Origin of the sequence: Acuticoccus kalidii (genome assembly GCF_021556395.1) — a bacterium.
Classification (GTDB): domain Bacteria; phylum Pseudomonadota; class Alphaproteobacteria; order Rhizobiales; family Amorphaceae; genus Acuticoccus; species Acuticoccus kalidii.
This window is the reverse complement of sequence record NZ_JAKGCS010000025.1, coordinates 88,900-108,392: the sequence shown is the minus strand read 5'-3', so window position 1 is coordinate 108,392 and position 19,493 is coordinate 88,900. Positions and strand designations below refer to the sequence as shown.

The 19,493-nt window shown below is 68.8% G+C and carries 15 protein-coding genes, 1 tRNA gene and 1 pseudogene; 13 read left to right on the top strand and 4 right to left on the bottom strand.

Features of this window, described 5'->3' with window-relative positions:
* Nucleotides 1-64: 64 nt before the first annotated feature.
* The 10 genes and pseudogenes from L1787_RS17265 (at nt 65) to L1787_RS17225 (ending at nt 10,918) form a co-directional block, all read left to right on the top strand.
* Nucleotides 65-1,075, top strand: a complete 1,011-nt coding sequence (locus L1787_RS17265; protein ID WP_235710247.1) for a homoserine dehydrogenase — start codon at nt 65-67, stop codon at nt 1,073-1,075.
* A gap of 11 nt (nt 1,076-1,086) precedes the next feature.
* The gene (locus L1787_RS17260; RefSeq protein ID WP_235710245.1) at nt 1,087-1,812 is read left to right on the top strand and encodes a glutamine amidotransferase; all 726 of its coding nucleotides are present in this window, start codon (nt 1,087-1,089) and stop codon (nt 1,810-1,812) included.
* Between the two features lie 77 nt (nt 1,813-1,889).
* Complete coding sequence (locus L1787_RS17255; protein ID WP_235710243.1) at nt 1,890-2,588, top strand: hydrolase; 699 nt, start codon at nt 1,890-1,892, stop codon at nt 2,586-2,588.
* A 157-nt stretch (nt 2,589-2,745) separates the two neighbouring features.
* Entirely contained in the window at nt 2,746-4,680 is a 1,935-nt protein-coding gene (locus L1787_RS17250) for an amidohydrolase (protein WP_439648297.1), read from the top strand.
* 158 nt (nt 4,681-4,838) lie between these two features.
* Nucleotides 4,839-5,672: an efflux RND transporter periplasmic adaptor subunit gene (locus L1787_RS17245; RefSeq protein ID WP_235710241.1), complete on the top strand. Its 834-nt coding sequence runs from the start codon at nt 4,839-4,841 to the stop codon at nt 5,670-5,672.
* On the top strand, nt 5,669-7,300 hold the full coding sequence (locus tag L1787_RS17240; protein ID WP_235710239.1) for an MFS transporter: 1,632 nt from the start codon (nt 5,669-5,671) through the stop codon (nt 7,298-7,300). Before L1787_RS17245 ends, L1787_RS17240 begins: the two co-directional genes overlap by 4 nt.
* A 42-nt stretch (nt 7,301-7,342) precedes the next feature.
* Nucleotides 7,343-8,293: a ring-cleaving dioxygenase gene (locus L1787_RS17235; RefSeq protein ID WP_235710237.1), complete on the top strand. Its 951-nt coding sequence runs from the start codon at nt 7,343-7,345 to the stop codon at nt 8,291-8,293.
* Between the two features lie 154 nt (nt 8,294-8,447).
* Nucleotides 8,448-9,425 (top strand): pirin family protein, encoded by a 978-nt coding sequence (locus tag L1787_RS17230; RefSeq protein WP_235710235.1) that lies wholly within the window; start codon nt 8,448-8,450, stop codon nt 9,423-9,425.
* Between the two features lie 107 nt (nt 9,426-9,532).
* A pseudogene (locus L1787_RS26115) lies at nt 9,533-9,691 on the top strand (NmrA family NAD(P)-binding protein); the annotation flags it as partial.
* 282 nt (nt 9,692-9,973) lie between these two features.
* Nucleotides 9,974-10,918, top strand: a complete 945-nt coding sequence (locus L1787_RS17225; protein WP_235710233.1) for an alpha/beta hydrolase — start codon at nt 9,974-9,976, stop codon at nt 10,916-10,918.
* 33 nt (nt 10,919-10,951) lie between these two features.
* Here L1787_RS17225 and L1787_RS17220 read toward each other — a convergent pair whose 3' ends face one another.
* From L1787_RS17220 to speD, 4 genes are all read right to left on the bottom strand, one after another.
* Nucleotides 10,952-12,394, bottom strand: coding sequence for an alkaline phosphatase D family protein (locus L1787_RS17220; RefSeq protein ID WP_235710231.1), 1,443 nt, complete (start codon nt 12,392-12,394; stop codon nt 10,952-10,954).
* A gap of 140 nt (nt 12,395-12,534) precedes the next feature.
* Nucleotides 12,535-12,611 (bottom strand) — tRNA-Val (locus L1787_RS17215).
* A 114-nt stretch (nt 12,612-12,725) separates the two neighbouring features.
* Nucleotides 12,726-13,586, bottom strand: a complete 861-nt coding sequence (gene speE, locus L1787_RS17210) for a polyamine aminopropyltransferase (RefSeq protein ID WP_235710230.1) — start codon at nt 13,584-13,586, stop codon at nt 12,726-12,728.
* A 2-nt stretch (nt 13,587-13,588) separates the two neighbouring features.
* The gene (gene speD, locus L1787_RS17205) at nt 13,589-13,948 is read right to left on the bottom strand and encodes an adenosylmethionine decarboxylase (protein ID WP_369415109.1); all 360 of its coding nucleotides are present in this window, start codon (nt 13,946-13,948) and stop codon (nt 13,589-13,591) included.
* Between the two features lie 292 nt (nt 13,949-14,240).
* On the opposite strand from speD, the gene L1787_RS17200 reads away from it, so the two are divergent.
* The 3 genes from L1787_RS17200 to L1787_RS17190 are packed head-to-tail and all read left to right on the top strand — an operon-like array spanning nt 14,241 to nt 19,487.
* Entirely contained in the window at nt 14,241-14,804 is a 564-nt protein-coding gene (locus tag L1787_RS17200) for a PadR family transcriptional regulator (protein ID WP_235710226.1), read from the top strand.
* A 22-nt stretch (nt 14,805-14,826) separates the two neighbouring features.
* Entirely contained in the window at nt 14,827-15,912 is a 1,086-nt protein-coding gene (locus L1787_RS17195) for an efflux RND transporter periplasmic adaptor subunit (protein WP_235710224.1), read from the top strand.
* Nucleotides 15,909-19,487 carry an efflux RND transporter permease subunit gene (locus tag L1787_RS17190; protein ID WP_235710222.1) on the top strand — a complete coding sequence of 1,193 codons (3,579 nt, stop codon included), beginning with the start codon at nt 15,909-15,911 and terminating at the stop codon, nt 19,485-19,487. The genes L1787_RS17195 and L1787_RS17190 overlap by 4 nt, the downstream gene beginning before the upstream one ends.
* The last annotated feature ends 6 nt before the right edge of the window (nt 19,488-19,493 follow it).

Genomic DNA, 19,493 nt, shown 5'->3' with positions numbered 1-19,493 from the left:
CCCGAGAGGCCGCCCGAACGCTCGTCCGGGCGGGTCGCTGCCACGCGTGTCCGGGGAGAATGCCATGCAGACATGTCGCGTCGCGATCGCCGGCTTCGGCCGCGTCGGCCGGGCGACCGCCTCCATGCTGCTCGCCCGGCGCGAGCGTTACCGCGATCTCTACGGCACCGAGGTCGCCCTCGTCGCGGTCGTTGGATCGCGCGCCGGCCTGATCGACCAAGACGGCATCGCCGAGGCCCGCTTCGCCGACCTCGAGGCCGGCGTCAGCGGGCCGGACGTCATCGCCGCGAGTGGCGCCGACGTGGTGATCGACGCCGGGCCGAGCGACCACCGCACCGGCGGACCGGGCCTCGCCTACCTCATTCAAGCCCTCGCCGCCGGGCACGATGCCATTGCAATCTCCAAGGGCGCATTGGTCCACTCGGGCGCGGCGCTCATGGAGACCGCCCGGGCGACGGGCGCGATGCTGAAGGTGAGCGGGGCGAGCGGCGCGGCGCTGCCGACCATCGACCTCATCGAGCACAGCCTCAAGGGCGCTGCGATCCTCGGCCTCGAAGGCATCCTCAACGCGACGACCAATTACCTGCTCGACGCCATGATGGCGCGCGGGATCGAACTGTCCGACGCCCTCGCCGAGGCGCAGGCCGGCGGCTTCGCCGAGCGCGATCCGCGCGGCGACGTGGAAGGCTGGGACACCGCGTCGAAGCTCGTGATCCTCGCCAATTTCGGCCTCGGCGCGCCCCTTGCGATCGACGATGTGAGGGTCGGCGGCATGGAGGCCGTCACCTCGGCCGAGATCGCCGGCTGGCGGCGCGATGGCCGCGTTCCGAAGCTCGTCGGCCGCCTGTCGCGCGAGGGCGAGACATGGCGCGCTGCGGTCGGGATCGAGACCTATTGCGCCGACGATCCGTTCGCGCGCGTGCCCGGCAAAACCAAAGCGATCCGCATCGCGACCGACACCATGGGCGAGATCGTCGCCCTCGGATGCGGGGAGGAGCCGGTCGCGACCGCCGCCGCCGCGCTCAAGGATCTCGAACACATCCTTGCCGCGCGCCGTCGCGCCCGCGGAACGTGAGGACGCGCCGGATGCCCCGCCCCACCGTTCAAGCCATCCGCCATATCCATTTCGAGGATCTCGGCCGCTTCGCCGCGCCCCTCGCCGAGGCGGGTTACACGATCGACTATGTCGAGGCCGCCGAGCGCGACCTCGCCTCACTCGACCCGCTCGCCGCCGACCTCCTCGTGGTCCTCGGCGGGCCGATCGGGGTCGGCGACGCGGCCGCCTACCCGGTGATCGCCCAGGAAATCGCCCTCTTGAAGGCGCGCCTCGCGGCGGACCGGCCGACGCTCGGCATCTGCCTCGGCGCGCAATTGATGGCGCGGGCGCTCGGCGCCGCCGTCCACGCGGGCGCGGGGCGGGAAATCGGATGGTCGCCCGTCACGCTGACGCCCGAAGGGATGGCAAGCCCGCTCGCCGCGCTCGATGGCACGCCCGTTCTCCACTGGCACGGCGACAATTTCGACCTCCCCGCCGGGTGCCACCGGCTCGCCGCGACCCCGGTCTGTCCGACGCAAGCCTTCGCGCGCGGGCCGAACGTGTTGGCGCTGCAATTCCACGCCGAGGCCGCGGCGGAGCGGTTCGAGCACTGGTTGATCGGCCATGCCGCCGAGATCGCGCACGCCGGCATCGATCCGGTCACGCTGCGCGCCGATGCCGAGGCGCACGGCGAACGCCTCGGCGTCGCGGCGGCCGCGATGCTGCGCGCATGGCTCACCGCCCTCCGCCCTTCTTTGCAAGACCCCGCCGCATGACGAGGCCGCCCGGCGCGCCGGTCATGCCGGCCGGCCCCTCCGTTCAGCCCCCCGAACCTTTGAGTGACGAGCAAACCATGCACGATCCGAAACTCGAACAGCTCACCCCGCAGAACAGCCAGATGATCTTCATCGATCATCAGCCGCAGATGGCCTTCGGCGTCCAGTCGATCGACCGGCAGACCCTCAAGAACAACACCGTCGCACTGGCGAAGGCGGCAAAGCTCTTCGCCGTCCCGGTGACGCTCACCACCGTCGAGACCGACAGCTTTTCCGGCCACACCTATCCCGAGCTCCTCGCGGTCTTCCCCGAGCATCCGTTGCTGGAACGCACCTCGATGAACTCCTGGGACGACCAGAAGGTGCGCGATTCACTGGCGGCGGCGGGCCGCAAGAAAGTGGTCGTCTCGGGCCTCTGGACGGAAGTCTGCAACACCACCTTCGCGCTCGGCGCGATGCTGGAGGGCGGCTACGAAATCTACATGGTCGCCGACGCCTCCGGCGGAACCTCCGCGGAGGCGCACCAATATGCGATGGACCGCATGGTGCAGGCCGGCGTCGTCCCGGTGACGTGGCAGCAGGTGCTCCTCGAATGGCAGCGCGATTGGGCGCGCCGGGAGACCTATGACGGCGTCATCGGCATCGCGAAGGAGCACTCCGGCGCCTACGGCATGGGTATCGACTACGCCTATACGATGGTCCATGGCGCGCCCGAGCGCGTCGCCCATGGGCCGCGCCAGGCCGCCATTCCCGCCGCCGTCACGGCCGCCGAGTAAGCCGGCGCCGCCGCGGCGATCCGCGCCGCTCGCGCCGCCTCGATCGCCGAGCGCGCCCCCCGATCGCGCCGCCTTTGCCCCGATACGCGCCGCGGCTCGCGAAGCGACCGCCGCGGCGCGCCCGACCGGACCCGCGTGAACACACAGGAATTCATCCATGTCCTTCACACGACGCACCGTCATGAAGGCGAGCAGCGCGCTCGCCGGCCTCGCCGCCATGCCACGCCTCGCCCGATCCCAGACGGACCCCGCCATGACGACGCTCATCCACAATGCCCGCATCACGACGCTCGACCCCGCGGCGCCCGAGGCGGACGCGCTGGCGGTTCGTGACGGCCGCATCCTCGCCACCGGGACGGAGGCGGCGGTGCGAGAGGCCGCCGGCCCGATCGACCGCGTGATCGATGCGGGCGGCCGGCGCGTCATTCCGGGCCTCAATGACAGCCACACCCACCTCATTCGCGGCGGGCTCAACTACAATATGGAGCTGCGGTGGGAGAACGTGCCCTCCGTCGCCGACGCGCTGCGCCTCCTGCGCGAACAGGCCATCCGCACCCCCGCCCCCCAATGGGTGCGCGTGGTGGGCGGCTGGTCGGAATTCCAGTTCGCCGAGCGGCGGATGCCGACCCTCGAGGAGATCAACGCCGCGGCGCCGGACACGCCGGTCTTCATCCTGCACCTTTATGCCCGCGCGCTCCTCAACCGCGCCGCGCTCACCGTGCTCGGGATCGACCGCGATACGCCGAACCCGCCGGGCGGCGTGATCGAGAAGGACGCGGCCGGCAACCCGACCGGCATGCTGATCGCCAAGCCCTCCGCGCTCATTCTCTATTCGACGCTGTCGCGTGGGCCGAAGCTGCCGCGCGAATACGCCGTCAACTCCACCCGCCATTATATGCGCGAGATGAACCGGCTCGGCATCACCTCGGTGATCGATGCCGGCGGCGGGGGCCAGAATTATCCCGACGACTACGACGTCATCGACGAGCTGCACGCGGCCGGCGACCTCACCGTGCGGATCGCCTACAACCTCTTCGCCCAGACCGCCGGCGAGGAGCTGACCGATTACGAGCGCTGGGTGGAGATGACCGAGCCCGGCGCCGGGGATGCGATGCTGCGCATGAACGGCGCCGGCGAGAACCTCACCTGGTCGGCGGCGGATTTCGAGAACTTTTTGGAGCCGCGGCCCGAACTCGGCCCCGTGATGGAGACCGAACTCGAGCGCGTGGTGGAGCTCCTCGCCGAACGCCGCTGGCCGTTCCGCATCCATGCGACCTATGACGAATCGATCGACCGCTTCCTCACCGTGTTCGAGCGGGTGAACCAGCGCCAACCCTTTGAGGCGCGCTTCATCATCGACCATGCCGAGACGATCACGCCGAAGAATATCGAGCGGATCCGTGCCCTCGGCGGCGGCATCGCCATCCAGCACCGCATGGCCTTCCAGGGCGAATATTTCGTCGACCGCTACGGCGCCGAGGCTGCCGAGGCGACGCCACCGATCGGCCGGATGCTGTCGATGGGCGTCCCCGTCGGGGCGGGGACCGACGCGACGCGGGTCGCAAGCTATGATCCGTGGGTGGCGCTCTACTGGCTCGCCACCGGCAAGACGCTCGGCGGCCTGCCGCTTTATGGCGAGGACAACGTCCTCCCGCGCGAGGAAGCGCTTCGCCTGTGGACCCACGGCTCGGCCTGGTTCTCCGGCGAAGAGACGGTGAAGGGCACGCTCGCGCCCGGCATGTACGCCGACCTCGCAATCCTCTCGGCCGACTATATGCGCGTTCCGGCCGAAGAGATCCGTTCGATCGCAAGCGTCCTCACCATGGTCGACGGCCGCGTGGTCCACGGGGACGGCGACTTTGCCGGCCTTGCCCCGCCGCTGCCCGCGGCGATGCCCGACTGGTCGCCGGTGCGAGACATTCCCTCCCCGGCGCAGCGGCCGCAAATGGCGCTGGAACGCGCCTGCCATGACGGCTGCACCAATCATTGCGGCCTCCACGGCCACCGCCACATCGCCTGGACGAAGCCGATTCCGGCCGCCGACCTCAATTCGTTCTGGGGCGCGCTCGGCTGCTCCTGCTTTGCGGTATGAGGCCGAACAGGAGCATCATGACCACGACAGAATGCCCGAGGCGTTCCGAACGACGAGGTCCGCCGCGCCCGCCCTCGATCCGCCCGCCGGATACGCCGGCTTTCGCCCGGAGCGTCGAAGCCGGGAGCGCTCGTAACCTCCGCTCGCGGCCGGCAACCGTGCGCCTTGCCTTTGCCGCCGTTTCGGTGGCGGCGCTGATCGACGGGGCGGCGGCCGACGCCGCGCCGCGCGTTCTCGCCTTCGAGGGCACGGTGGTGCCCTCGCGCACCGTGGTGGTCGCGAACCACGTGAATGGCGTCGTCGAGGATCTGCGCTTTTCGGGGGGCGAGGACGTCGCCGCCGGCGATATCCTCGCGCTGATCGATCCGGCGGAGTTCGAGATTGCGCTGCGCGCCGCCAAGGCCGCGCTCGCTGAGGCCGAAGCGGTGCTTCGCCTCGCCGAGGACGATGCGGCGCGGCAGACGCAACTCCTCTCCCGCGGCACCGGCTCGCGCGTGGCGACGCTCCGGGCCGAGGTGGCACGCGACACCGCCCTCGCCCTGCGCGACAAGCGCCGCGCCGAAGAGGACGCGGCCGCCCTCGCGCTGAGCCGCACCCAGGTGTCCGCCCCGATCGACGGCGCCATTTCGCCGCCGCGTGTGACCGAAGGCGCCTTCGTGGAGGCGAAGGCCGGGACCGCGCTCGCCGAGATCGTCGTGCTCGACCCGATCCGCGTTGCCTACCGCGTCCCCTATGCCGACCGGACCCGCGCCCTCGCTCTCGCCGGCGCCGCCGATCCCGCCGAACTGTTCGAGCGCATCCGACTCGACATCACACTGCCCTCCGGCGCCCGCTATCCCCATGCCGGCCGTCCGCTGTTCGAGAGCGCCGCGATCGATCCGTCGACCGACGCGCTGACGGTCTGGGGCCTCTTCGCGAACCCCAACCGGACGCTCGTGCCGGGCCTTGCCGTCACCGTTCACGCCTCGATCCCGGAAGAGACTTTGCCATGACCGTGACAGCCCGACCGAGCGCGGCGCCGGGTGCGTTCGCCCCGTTCGGCCACGTCGCCTTCACCGTTTTGTGGATCGCGACCGTCGCCTCCAATGTCGGCACGTGGATGCACGATGTCGGCGCGGCCTGGCTCATGACGGAGCTGTCGCCCTCGCCGCTGGTGGTCGCCGCTGTGCAGGCGTCCACCACGTTGCCGATGTTCCTCTTCGCGCTCTTTGCCGGCGCGGTCGCCGATATCGTCGACCGGCGCAAGCTCATCCTTGTCGTGAACATCGCGCTCGCCGGGGCGGCGGTGGCGCTCGCCACCCTCACCGCGTCCGGCGTGATGACCCCCGCCCTACTCCTCGCCTTCACTTTCGCGTTCGGGACCGGCGCGGCCTTCATCGCGCCGGCATGGCAGGCGATCGTTCCGCAGCTCGTCCCGCGCGAGGCGCTGACGTCGGCGATCGCGCTCAACTCGATGGGCATCAACGCGGCGCGTGCCATCGGGCCGGCGATGGCCGGCGTCCTCATCGTCGCGGCCGGTGTCGCCGCCCCGTTCGCGGCGAACGCGGTCTCTTATGCGGGGATCGTGGTGGCGCTCCTGTGGTGGCGGCCACCGCCACGGGCGGAGAACATGCTGCCGCGCGAACGGCTCGGCGGCGCACTCGTCGGCGGTCTGCGCTTTGCGTTCGCGAGCCGCGCGCTGAAGGCGACCCTCGTGCGGGCCGCCGCCTTCTTCCTGTTTGCGAGCGCCTATTGGGCAATGCTCCCCCTCGTTGCGCGCTTCGTGCTCGATGGCGGGCCGGGGCTCTATGGCAGCCTGATGGGAGCCGCCGGCGCGGGAGCGGTCGCCGGGGCGCTGGTGATGCCGCGTCTCAAGGCGCGCCTCGGCGCCGACGGGCTCGTCGCCGCCGGAACGCTCGGCATGGCGGCGACGCTCGTCGTCTTCGCCCTCGTGCACGAGCCGGCGGCGGCGATCGCCGCCTCGCTGGTCGCCGGTGCGTCGTGGATCGCGGTGCTCGCCAACCTCAACGTCTCGGCGCAGACCGCCTTGCCGGATTGGGTGCGCGCGCGGGGCCTCTCCGTCTTCATCACTGTGTTTTTCGGATCGATGACGGTCGGAAGTCTCGCCTGGGGCCAGGTGGCGAACGCCGCCGGCATTTCAATGGCGCTGCTCGCCGCCGCCGCCGGGGCGGTGATCGCGATCCCGCTGACATGGCGCTTCAAGCTGATGCAGGGCGCGCAGGTCGATCACACCGCCTCGGCGCACTGGCCGGAGCCGATCGTTTCCGACAGCGTGGAGCCGGACCGCGGCCCGGTCCTCGTCACCGTGGAATATGATGTCGACCCGGACGATGCCCCCGCGTTCGTGGCTGCAATGGCAGAGGTCCGCGAGGAGCGGCGCCGCCATGGCGCGATCGGCTGGTCGCTGCACCAGGACGTCGCCGCGCCGCATCTGTGGCTCGAGACCTTCCGCCATGGCTCGTGGTTGGAGCACCAACGCCAACACGCGCGCGTCAGCCACGCCGAGGCCGACACGGAGGCGCTCGCCCGCGCCCACCATCGCGGCGCCGAGCCGCCGCGCGTGCGTCACCTTCTCGCTCCCGCCGCGACGCGCCCCCTATGGCGCGACGGGACATCCTGACGAACAATGCCGCTCCCTCAACCCACGCGCAAGGACACGAGCATGGACAAGCCGATCCCCGGACTTCACCACGTGACGTCCATCTGCGGCAGCCCGCAGGCCAATCTGCGCTTCTATACGGGCGTGCTCCGCCAGCGCCTCGTAAAGAAGACCGTAAACTTCGACGATCCGGGCACCTATCACCTCTATTATGCCGACCGGGTCGGATCGCCGGGCACCGTCCTCACCTTCTTCCCGTTCGCCGATGCGGGACCGGGCCGCGCCGGACCCGGGATGGCGAGCGCGGTGGCCTACGCGGTCCCGCCGGGCGCCCTCGATGCGTGGATGACAGCGCTCGCCGAGGCGAACGTCGCCATTGACGGCCCGCACGAGCGGTTCGGCGCGCGCATGATCGGGCTCAGCGACCCCGACGGGATGCGCATCGAGCTGATCGAGGGCGACGTCGCGTCCGTGACCACGGTGCCGGCGGGGCCCGCCCCTCAGATCGGCGCTTTCCATTCCGTAACGCTGGGGCTTGCGAACCCCGAGCGAACCGCCCGCCTCCTCACCGATCTGTTCGGCATGAGCATGGCGGGCAGCGAGGCGGACGGCGACGGCGAAAGGCTGCGGTTCGCCGCTGACGGCTATGCCTCGGTCGACCTCGTTCACGCTAGCGCGTCGGCCTATGGCGAACAGGGAGCCGGAACCTACCACCACGTCGCCTTTCGCGCCCGGACACGAGAGGATCAGCTCGCCTGGCGCGAGGCGCTCCTCGCCGCGGGTCATCAGGTCACGCCGGTGATCGACCGGCAATATTTCGATTCGATCTATTTCCGCGAGCCCGGCGGCGTCCTCTTCGAGGTCGCCACCGATCCGCCGGGCTTCACCCTCGACGAGGACGAGGCCCATCTCGGCGAGGCCCTCAAGCTGCCGCCGCAATACGAATCCCGCCGCTCGTCGATCGAGCGCATATTGCCGCCCCTCACCGCGCCGCGCGCCGACGAGACGGCGTGAGGCTGCCACAGCGGCCAAGGGCCGCCTTTTTATGCGCCGGAGCCGAGATCAACGGGTGGTCCGATCGGCCTAACCTGCCCGAATGTGGAGCGTGCGCCGTGCGGGAGCCGCGCGCCGTGACCGTTCCGCAAAGCCACGATGAGAGGTTGAACCCATGAGTTGGTCCCCCTGCCCCGATCCCACGCCCGGTGACGCCGCCTCGGTCGACGCCGTGGAAACTCTGATCGTGCCGCGTGCCGTCGATCTCGGCGAGATGACGGTGCGCCGCGCGCTTCCCTCCACCAAGCGGCAGATGGTCGGCCCCTTCATCTTCTTCGACCAGATGGGGCCCGCCGAATTCCTGACCGATCAAGGCATTGATGTGCGGCCCCATCCGCACATCAACCTGTCGACGCTGACCTACCTGTTCGAGGGGCAGATCCTGCACCGCGACTCCCTCGGCACCGAGCTCGCGATCGAACCCGGCGCGGTGAACTGGATGAAGGCGGGCCGAGGCATCGTGCACTCGGAGCGGACGGCGGCGGAGCGCAAGAGCACCGGACAGCGCCTTTTCGGCATCCAGACCTGGATGGCGCTGCCCCAGCACGAGGAGGAATCCGATCCGGCCTTCATGCACCACGGCGCCGAATCCCTCCCGATCGTCGAGGCGGAGGGGTTCTCCGCGCGGCTGATCGCCGGATCCGCCTTCGGCGCGCGCTCGCCGCTCGTCACCGCCTCCGACACGCTCTATGCCGACATCGAGCTCGCCCCCGGCTCCCGCGCCCCCATCGAGGCGAACACCGAAGAGCGTGCCCTCTACACCATCAGCGGCACGATCGAGATCGCCGGCGACACGTTCGAGCCCGGCCAGCTCCTGGTGCTGCGCCCCGGCGACCCCGCGACGGTGATCGCACGCGACGACGGCACCGGGCACGGCGCGCGGTTCATGCTGTTCGGCGGCGCGCCCATGGAGGGGCCGCGTTATATCTGGTGGAATTTCGTGTCCTCCCGGCGCGAGCGCATCGAAGAGGCCAAGGAGGAATGGCGGCGCGGCCGTTTCCAGACCGTTCCCGGCGACGAGGCGGAGTTCATTCCGCTGCCCGAGACCGCACGCGAGGTCATGCGCGCCGAAGGGGGCGTGCGCTACCCGTAAGGAACGCCGGGATCGCGCCTCGATGATCCGAGCACCCGCGCGGCCATGTCCGCGCGGGTGAGCGATCCATCCCTCTCATCGGTTGCAAGGAGGCTCGCAGACACGGGATGCCGCAACAGACAGACGGTCCGAACGACACCGTCGGCACGACGCTCGTCCTCGGTGCGACCGGCCAGCAAGGCGGCGCCGTCGCGAACGCTCTGCGCGCACGAAACGCGCCCGTCCGCGCCATGGTCCGCGATCCGAACACGGCGGCGGCGACGGCATTGGCGGCGGGCGGTCGCCGATATCGCGGTCGAGGCCGGTCTCGAGCATCTCGTCTATTCCTCCGCCGCTATCCTCGCTGGTGGGCCGACCGGCGTCGCCAATCTCGATTGCAAGCTCGCGATCGAGGACCATGTCCCCCCCGATGCGTTTCGAGGCGTGGCTGTCCGGCGCCGGCGGGCGGCTGATGCGCTCCGCCCTTTCGCTCGCCGGTGACACGGCCGGATCGTGAGGCCTTGCCGGCACGATCATTGCCTGGACCCGCCCCAACCATGGGAGACATCATGCCGATCGACCGTCAGCGCGTGACCTTCACGAGCCAACAGAACGAACTCGTCGGCCACCTCCGCCTCCCGGAGGGGTTCGACGCCAATGCACGTCACGCTTCGGTCGTCGTCGTCGGACCCGGCAGCAGCGTCAAAGAGCAAGCCGGCGGCATCTATGCGGAAAAGCTCGCCGCGGAGGGATATGTCACCCTCGTATTCGATCCCTCTTATCAGGGCGAGAGCGGCGGCGAGCCACGTGATCTCGAAAGCCCGGCGGCGCGGATCGAGGACATCCGCAGCGCCGTCGATTTCCTCGTCACGCTTCCTTTCATCGACGAGGCGCGGATCGGCCTTCTCGGCATCTGCGCCGGGGGTGGTTATGCGATCGGCGCCGCGATGATCGAGCGCCGCTTCAAGGCCGTCGGCACCGTCGTCGCCAACGATATCGGCACCGCGTTCCGGCGCATGTCACCCGAGGCGGACGCCGTGGAACGCTTGCTGGTGGCGATCGGCGAGCAGCGCACCGCCGAAGCGCGGGGCGCGGAGCGCCAGCGGGCGCCATGGCTTCCGAACCCTGAGGAGGCGAAGGCCGCCGGGATCGACGATCCGTCGACGCTCAACGCCATCGACTTCTACATGACCGCGCGCGGGCAGAGCGATCACCGCACCAATCAGCGCCTCGCCACCAGCGATGCGCTCCTCGTCGGCTATGACGCGTTCCACCTCGCGGGCGAGTTGCTGGTGCAGCCGCTGCAAGTCATCGTCGGCGGCAAGCTCGGCACGACCTTTTCCTATGAAGGCGGCAAGTCGCTTTGGGAGCGTGCCCGCAATCGCAAGGATTTCGTCGTCATCGAAGGTGCCGATCATTACGACATGTACGACAGGGAGCCGTATGTCTCGCAAGCCGTCGAGAGCCTGACGGCGCTCTATCATGCGCATCTCGCACCGGCCGAGGGACGTTGACCGGGTGCGCCGCCTCACCGGCGCGCGGCGTCTTCAGATGGGAAGCGCCGGGGTCGGCCCCGATTTCTCAAGATCCCACACCGCTTCCCATGCATCCCCCTCACGGGTGAGGACGAGGAAGTTGCGCTCGGCGATATAACGCGCCCACTGGCCCGGCAGGGGCTCGATCCGGATCGGATGACCGGGGAGCGGCGCTTCGCCGAACGAGGCGAGCGCCCCGAGGACCTTCGCATAGGCCGCGGGCGGAGCGGGATGGGCGATCCCGGAGGCGACGAGCTGGTGAAGCGCGCCCGCCGCCGTCTCCATGTGCGCCCGCGTCGCGAGGTGGATCTCGCCGGAGAGCACCGTGACGCTCGCCCCGTCGCGCTCGTGGACCCTCATCAATTCGGAGAGGAAGTCGCACCATTCCTCGCGGTGGGCATGGCTTTGCCACTGGTCGCGAAGGTCGTCCTCGTATTTCTCCATCCAGGGCGTGAGGCTCATGAGGCGCTCGACCACCGACAGGCGCGGGCCGAGCGCGGGTACGGAGGAGACGAGCAGCACCTTGCCGCCTTCGACCCCGCCGAGACAGGCCCGCAGGCCCGACCATCCGGCCTCCCCCATCACCCGGTCGGGACGGCGCTCTGAGCGAAGATCCGGGGCGACGACCATGAGGCCCGGAAGATCGACCGCCCAGCCAAGACTGCGGCCGGTTCGGTCGATGGCGATCTCGGGCACCTCGTCCGGCCGCGCGCCGAACTGGAAGATTAGAGCCATGTCGCGCGCCGCATCGAAGATCGTCCGGCCCACCACCGAATCGAGCTTCCTCGCGCGCAGCGAGCCCCAGCCATCGCAAATGTCGTGATCGTCCCAGATCGCGAGCGAGGGGATGCGCGCTGCGACCCAGGCGAATTCGGCATGGATGAACTGGTCGACATAGCGGCGGAAGAAGCCGTCGCGCAGCGCCTCGGCGAGCGCCTCCGCCTCCGGGCCGGACACGTCGGGGATCTCGTCCGGCCACTCGGCGGACGCGGGATGCGCGAGGGAGACCTCGTCCGCGTAGATCTGGTCGCCGCCATGGAGGAGGAGATTGAAGGGGCGCGCGCGATGGCGCTCGCCGAGGCGGCCCCACATCAGATTGCGCTCGGCCTCCTCGCGCGCCTCGTCGCCATGCTCCTGCCCGTTGCACGAGGCGAAGGCGATCGCGAGATCGCCCTCGAACGCGGCGTTCACCGGATAGCGCTCGTCCCCCACCTCGTACCAGGCCTCGGCGGTGGCGGGCACGTCGAACGTATAGCGGACGACGTCGCGGCCGAGACGGGAGGCGAGCCGTTCGCCGGGAAACTGGCCGAACGGCGTGCGCACCTCACCCGCCTCGAACCCCTCCGGCCCGACGCGGATCGCCGCGAGGGTGACACGGTCCGGGCGGTGGGAGCGCATGAAGAGGAAGGGACCGGCGACGGGTATCGGGGTATCGGGTGCAGCGTACGAGGCCATGGCTCCGGGAGGCGGTGGACGAACAGGACGAGAGGTAAGTAGGTGCGCCATACGCCGTGTGCGATGCCCCCGGCGCGCGGGCGGGATGTCGCGCCCTCCCCGCCGAGGGCAAACGAACCGTTTCGCAAAGGTGGAGGAGATGGTGGGCGGTGAGGGATTCGAACCCCCGACCTACTGGGTGTAAACCAGCCGCTCTAACCAGCTGAGCTAACCGCCCGGACCGCGAAGGCCATAGCGCGCCCTGACCGACCGGCCAAGTGTCGCCCGCGACAAATCCAGGATTTCCGCGGGCGCGAGCGGCGCCGACGCCGCTTCGATCGCCCGGCTCGCTTTATCCGACCACCGCCTCGACATAGGGCGGAAGCGCGAAGGCGGCTGAATGGACCTGCGGCGACCAATAGCGCATGCGCAGCCCGGTCCTCGCGTGTCGTTCGGCGAGGACCTCGACCGGGACCGCCTTCAAGGCGGCATCGTCGGTCGAGAAGCCGTGCGCCATCGGGCCGCCGGTATAAGTCGGCACCGTGGTGAGGAAAAAGGCGACGTCGGCGAACACGCTCCGCAAATTCGCCGCGTGGCCCGGCAGCCAGTCGGCCGCCAGGAAGGGCATACCCGACTGCGTCACCATCACCCCGCCCGGCCGCAGCATCGCGCGGCAACCGGCATAGAAGGCGGGCGTGAAGAGGGCCGCGCCTGCGCCGATCGGATCGGGCGCATCGACGATGATCACGTCATAGCGCCCCTCGGCCCGCGCGGCGAAGGCGGCGCCATCGTCGATCACGAGCGCAAGTCGCGGGTCGTCGAACGCGCCGGCCGACACCTCGGGAAAGATCTCGAGCGCGAGATCCACCACCGCCCGGTCGATCTCGACCATCGTCAGCGACCGGACGGTGTCGTGGCGCAGGATCTCCCGCGCCACCCCGCCGTCACCGCCGCCGATGACGAGCACGTCCCGCGCCGCGCCATGGGCGAAGAGCGGCACGTGCGCCATCATCTCGTGATAGACGAACTCGTCGGCCGTGGTGATCTGATAGGCGCCGTCGAGGATCATGACGCGGCCGAAGGTGGGGTTCTCGAAGACGGCGAGCTGCTGCGCGCTGTCGATCATGCGAACCCCGCCGACCGCCTTCAAGGCGGTGCGGAAGCCGAACGCGTCATTGATGTGCTCGACGACCCAATCCTCTTCGCTGCCCACGATCAGACGCCGCGACCGCGCAAGAACTCGCTGACGGCGATCCGGTCGGGAGAGAAGGCCTCGCGCAACACGTCGACACAGGCCTCGGGCTGGGTATCGCCGCACATGAAGATGTCGAGCGCGGCGTAACTGTGCTCCGGCCAGGAGTGGATCGAGATATGGCTTTCCGCGAGCACCGCGACGCCGGACACGCCTCCATTCTCGTCGAAATGGTGGAGGTGCACATGGAGGAGCGTCGCCCCGGCGACCTCGACACAGCGCTTCAGCGTCGTCTCGATATGCTCCAGATCGTCCAGACGATCGCCACCATACACGTCCACGATGAGATGTGCCCCGGCGCAGCGCACACCACGGCGCAGCATCAAGTGATCCTCACTCGACGCGATCGCCGCAGGCGCTTCGTCAGTTGCATCAAGCTCCACGACAACGTCCGTCGCGTCAGCAGAAAGGCGGTGTTGTGCCATCCGCGCCCCGTTCACCCCAGAAATGTTTCGAGTGAAAGCAGGATAAGCAACATATCCGGCGATTTCAAGGAAAAAAGGCGCACTCAGCGCGCACGGTTACAGCGTGACACACCCTTGAGTTTTTATATCGACCCGCCATATCGGGCTGAGATATATCGGTCGAGTATATACCGCCTTGGGAGAGACGCCTTTGTCCGCCGACCAATTGAGCCCCGTCAGCACCTTGTGTCTCGCGATCCTCCACCACGGGGAAGCGACGGGTTACGAGATCAAGAAAGGATCGGTCGAGGGCGACTATCGCTATTTCGTCGATGCGAGCTACGGGTCGATCTACCCGGCACTTTCGCGCCTCGCCAACGAGGGTTATGTGACGGTTCGGGAAGAGACTCAAGCCGGCAGACCCGCGCGGAAAGTCTACGCGATCACGGAGACCGGACACCGCGCTCTGGTTGATGCGCTCTCCCGCGAGCCGGGGCCGGACCTCTTTCGCTCCCGCTTCCTGCTGGTCGCGAAATTCGCGGCCGAACTGCCCGAGGAGGTGGTGCGCGATGCGATCGACCAGCGTCGCAAAAACCTTAGGGACGAACTCGCCCATCTCGAACGCATCGAGAAGGAGGCGTGCGAGAACCCCGCCGTCGGATGGATCACCGGCTATGGCCGAAGCTGTATGACCGCCTCACTCGACTATCTCGACGCCAATCGCGACCGGCTGATCGCGATGGCGCGACAAGATATCCCACAAGCGGCCGAATGAACCGGCAGGCGAAAGCAGATCAATGAGAACCCAACTGATCCTTTCCCTCGCGATCGCCGGCGCGATCACGGCCTGGATGGTGACGGGCGACATGATCGTCTCCGGCACCGCCGAGGAGGCGGTCCGACGGCCGCCGGCCGAGCGGACCGAGGCGCAGGCCGCCCCCTTCCGCGTGCGCGTCAAGTCGATCGAGGCCGAAGAGCGGCCGCGGGCCCTCACCATGCGCGGTCGCACGCGCGCCGATGCGCTCGTCACCGTCGCCGCCGAGACGGCGGGGCGGGTCGACGAACGGCCGGTCGATCGCGGCACCGCCGTCGAGGTCGGCGACGTGCTGTGCCGGATCGACGAGGGCGTCCGCCAGGCCCAGCTCGCCCAGGCGAAGGCCGAAGCCGAAAAGGCCGAACTCGACTTCGCCGCCGCCAGCAAATTGCGCGGACGAGGCTTCGAATCGGATACCCGCGTCGCCGCCACCAAAGCCGCGCGCGATGCCGCCGTCGCCGTCGTCGCCGCCGCCGAGCAGGAGCTCGCCCGCACCATCGTCACGGCCCCGATCGCCGGCATCGTCCAGGATCCGCTCACCGATGTCGGTTCGGTGGTCGCCGTCGGCGGCCTCTGCGCGACGATCGTCGATGCCGACCCGATCGTGGTGACGGGACAGGTCTCGGAACGCGAAATTCCGCTCGTGTCACCCGGCGTCGAGGCGGAGGTCCGGCTCCTCACCGGCGAGACCGTCAACGGCACGGTCCATTATGTGTCGAGCACCGCGAACACTGACACGCGCACCTTCACGGTGGAAATCCGCGTGCCCAATTCCGATCGCGCGCTGCGCGACGGCGTCACCGCGGAGGCACGCATTCCGCTGCCCCCGATCACAGCGCACCGCGTCTCCCCCGGCGTCCTCACGCTCGACGATGCCGGACAGCTCGGCGTGCGCACCGTCGATGCGGAGAACCGCGTGAGTTTCGCGCCGGTGAAGATCGTCACGCAAGACACCGACGGTTTCTGGGTGTCCGGCCTTCCCGAAACGGTCAAGCTGATCACCGTCGGCCAGGATTATGTGGTGGACGGACAGCTCGTCGACCCGGTCGCCGAGAGTGAGGGGGCATGAGGTCCATTCTCGACGGGTTTCTCGACCGTCCGCGGACGGTCGTCACCCTCCTGATCTTCCTGCTCCTCAGCGGCGCGGTCGTCTACACGACGATCCCGAAAGAGGCGAACCCCGATATCGACGTCCCGGTCTTCTATGTCTCGGTGACGCAGCAGGGCATTTCGCCGGAGGACGCCCAGCGCCTCCTCGTCAAGCCGATGGAGACCCAGCTTCGCAGCCTTGACGGGCTGAAGGAGATCCGCGCCACCGCGTCCGAGTCCCATGCCGGCATCATCCTCGAATTCGAAGCCGATTTCGACAAGGACGAGGCCCTCGCCGACGTGCGCGACAAGGTCGACCGCGCCAAGGCCGAGCTGCCGGCCGATGCCGACGAGCCGACCATCACCGAGACCAACTTCTCGCTCGTGCCGACCATCATCGTCGCCCTTTCCGGCGACGTGCCGGAGCGCACGCTGTTCCAAAACGCCCGGCGGCTGAAGGACCAGATCGAGGCGATCCCGAGCGTTCTCTCCGCCGATTTGTCGGGCGAGCGCGAGGAGCAGCTCGAGGTCATCATCGATCGCACCTTGATGGAGAGCTACCGGCTCGAGCCGGTCGACCTTCTCCAGCGCCTCTCGCGCAACAACGCCTTGGTGCCCGCCGGCTTCCTCGACACCGGCGAGGGCCGCTTCTCGGTGAAGGTCCCCGGCCTCGTGGAAGAGCCGAGCGACGTCGCCAACATGGTGGTGAAGCAGGACGCGGACGGGATCGTCACCGTCGGCGACATCGCGCAGGTGCGCCGCTCGTTCAAGGATCCGACCAACTTCACCCGCGTCAACGGGCGGCCGGCGATCACCATCAACGTCGTCAAGCGTCTCGGCGAGAACATCATCGAGAACAACGACGCGGTGCGCGCCGTCGTCGACGAGGCGACCGCCGATTGGCCGGAGACGATCAAGATCGACTATCTGCTCGATCAGTCGAGCTTCATCTACGAGGTGCTCGGCGGGCTCGAAGCCTCGATCTCGACGGCGATCGTCCTCGTGATGATCGTGATCGTCGCCGCGCTCGGCTTCCGCTCCGCCCTTCTCGTCGGTATCGCGATCCCGACCTCGATCCTTCTCGGGTTCCTGGTGCTGTCCGGGCTCGGGATGACGGTCAACATGATGGTGATGTTCGGCCTCGTCCTCACCGTCGGCCTTCTCGTCGACGGCGCGATCGTGATGGTCGAGTTCGCCGACAGGCGCATCGCGGAGGGCGACAGCCGGAGCGAAGCGTTCCGCCAGGCCGCGCACCTCATGTCGTGGCCGCTGATCTCCTCCACCGCGACGACGCTGATCGCGTTCTTGCCGATGCTCTTGTGGCCGGGCGTCGCGGGCGAGTTCATGAGCTACCTGCCGATCATGGTGATCATCGTCCTGACGATCGCCCTGATCACCGCCCTCGTCTTCCTGCCGGTGGTCGGCTCGGTGCTGTCGAATGCCGTCATCATCGGCCTCGTCGCCGGGATGGCGGCGGGTGCGGCCGCGATGATCGCCCTCGCCGCCGCCGGTCCCCTCCAATACGTGGCGGCCGCGGGCGCCTTCCTGGTCGCGACGATCGTCGCGTCGCGCCTTGCCAAGCGCTGGGGGAGCGATCGTGCTCCCGCCCGCTCCGCCGCGCACACCGGTCCGTTCGACGTCGACAATGTTCGCGGGCCGACCCGGATCTATGTCCGCCTCCTGCGCGGGCTCGCGGGCAGCGTCGGCGGCTTCGTCGTCACGGTGGTCTTCGTGGTCGGCGTCGCCGCGGCCATCATGGCGGCCTTCATGGGCAACAATTCCGGCGTCGAATTCTTCGTCGAGGAGGAGCCGGACGTCGCGGTCGTGATGGTCTCCGCGCGCGGCAATATGAGCGCGCGACAGGCCCTCGCCCTCGTCTCCGAGGTCGAGGCGGAGGTGCTCGCGATCGACGGCGTCGACAATGTGGTGACGAACGCCTTCCCCTCCGGCGGCGAGGCCACCGGCGGCGGTCTTCTCGACGGCGGCGGCGAGAAACCGGCGGACGTGATCGGAACGTTGCAGATCGAGCTTGTCGAATATTGCTGCCGCCGTCCCGCGAGCGAAATCTTCGACGACATCCGCGCCCGGACCGACTTTGCCGGCACCAAGACCGAGGTGCGCGAGATCCAGGGCGGCCCGCCGACCGGCAAGGATATTCAGCTCCAGGTCTCGGCCAGCAACTATGCGACCCTCGTCGAGACGATCGAGCGCGTTCGCGCCCATGTCGATACCGTCGAGGGTCTGCGCGACATCGAGGACGACCGGCCGCTCCCCGGCATCGAGTGGCAGCTCGAGATCGACCGCCAGGAGGCCGGCCGTTTCGGCGCGGACGTGCAGACCGTCGGCCAGATCATCCAGTTCGTCACCAACGGCGTGCTCCTTTCGGAGTATCAGCCGGATGATTCGGAGGATCAGATCGATATCCGCGTGCGCTTCCCGGAGGCGGACCGCACGCTCGCCCAGTTCGGCGATCTGCGCATCCAGACCCCGAACGGCCAGGTGCCGGTCTCGAACTTCCTCCACATCACGCCGCAACAGCGCGTCTCGTCGATCACCAGCATCGACGGGCTCTTCGCCATGACGGTGAAGGCCGACGTGCTCGGCGAGGAAGGCTATGACCTCAACGCCAAGATCGCCGAGCTCGACGAATGGGTGAAGGCGCAGGATTGGCCCGCCGGCGTCCACTTCAAGTTCCGTGGGGCGAACGAGGACCAGGCCGAGAGCTTCTCCTTCCTGATGAAGGCGATGATCGCGTCTTTGGTGATGATGTTCCTCGTCCTCGTGACGCAGTTCAATTCGTTCTACCAGACGGCGCTGACGCTCCTCACGATCATCCTCTCCGTCTTCGGCGTCCTCCTCGGGATGCTGATCACCGGACAGAAATTCTCCGTCATCATGACCGGGACGGGCGTGATCGCGCTCGCCGGCATCGTCGTGAACAACGCGATCGTCCTCATCGACACCTACAATCGCGAACGGCTCGAACAGCCGGACAAATTGACCGCCGTGCTCGCCACCGCGGCCCAGCGTGTCCGGCCGATCCTCCTCACGACGATCACCACGATCGCCGGCCTCATCCCGATGGCGACACAGGTGAACCTCGACTTCTTCACCCGCACGGTCGCCGTCGGCGGCATCACCGCGATCTGGTGGGTGCAGCTCTCGACCGCGATCATCGCCGGCCTCGCGTTCTCGACGATCCTCACCCTCGTGGTCGTCCCGGTGATGCTCGCCATGCCGGAGACGGTGTCGCGCGCCCTCGCCCGGGCCCGTGGCCGCGCGTGGACCCCGGCCACGGCTGGAGGCGCCGGGGCGGCAGGAATGGGCCCGGCGGATGCGGTGGCGGCCTCCGCCGCCCTGCCGGCGCCGTCGCTGAGGCGGATCGAGCCGCGAACGCCGCCCGCGCCGGAGCCGGATCGCGAACCGCACGAAGAGCGCACGCCGCCCGACGTCTATGCCCCCGTCCTCGCTCGGACCAAACGGCCCGACGAAGAGGCCGCGACGCGCGCCGACAAACGCGGACGGGACGGAACGATCACCGAAGCGGCCGAGTAATTTGAT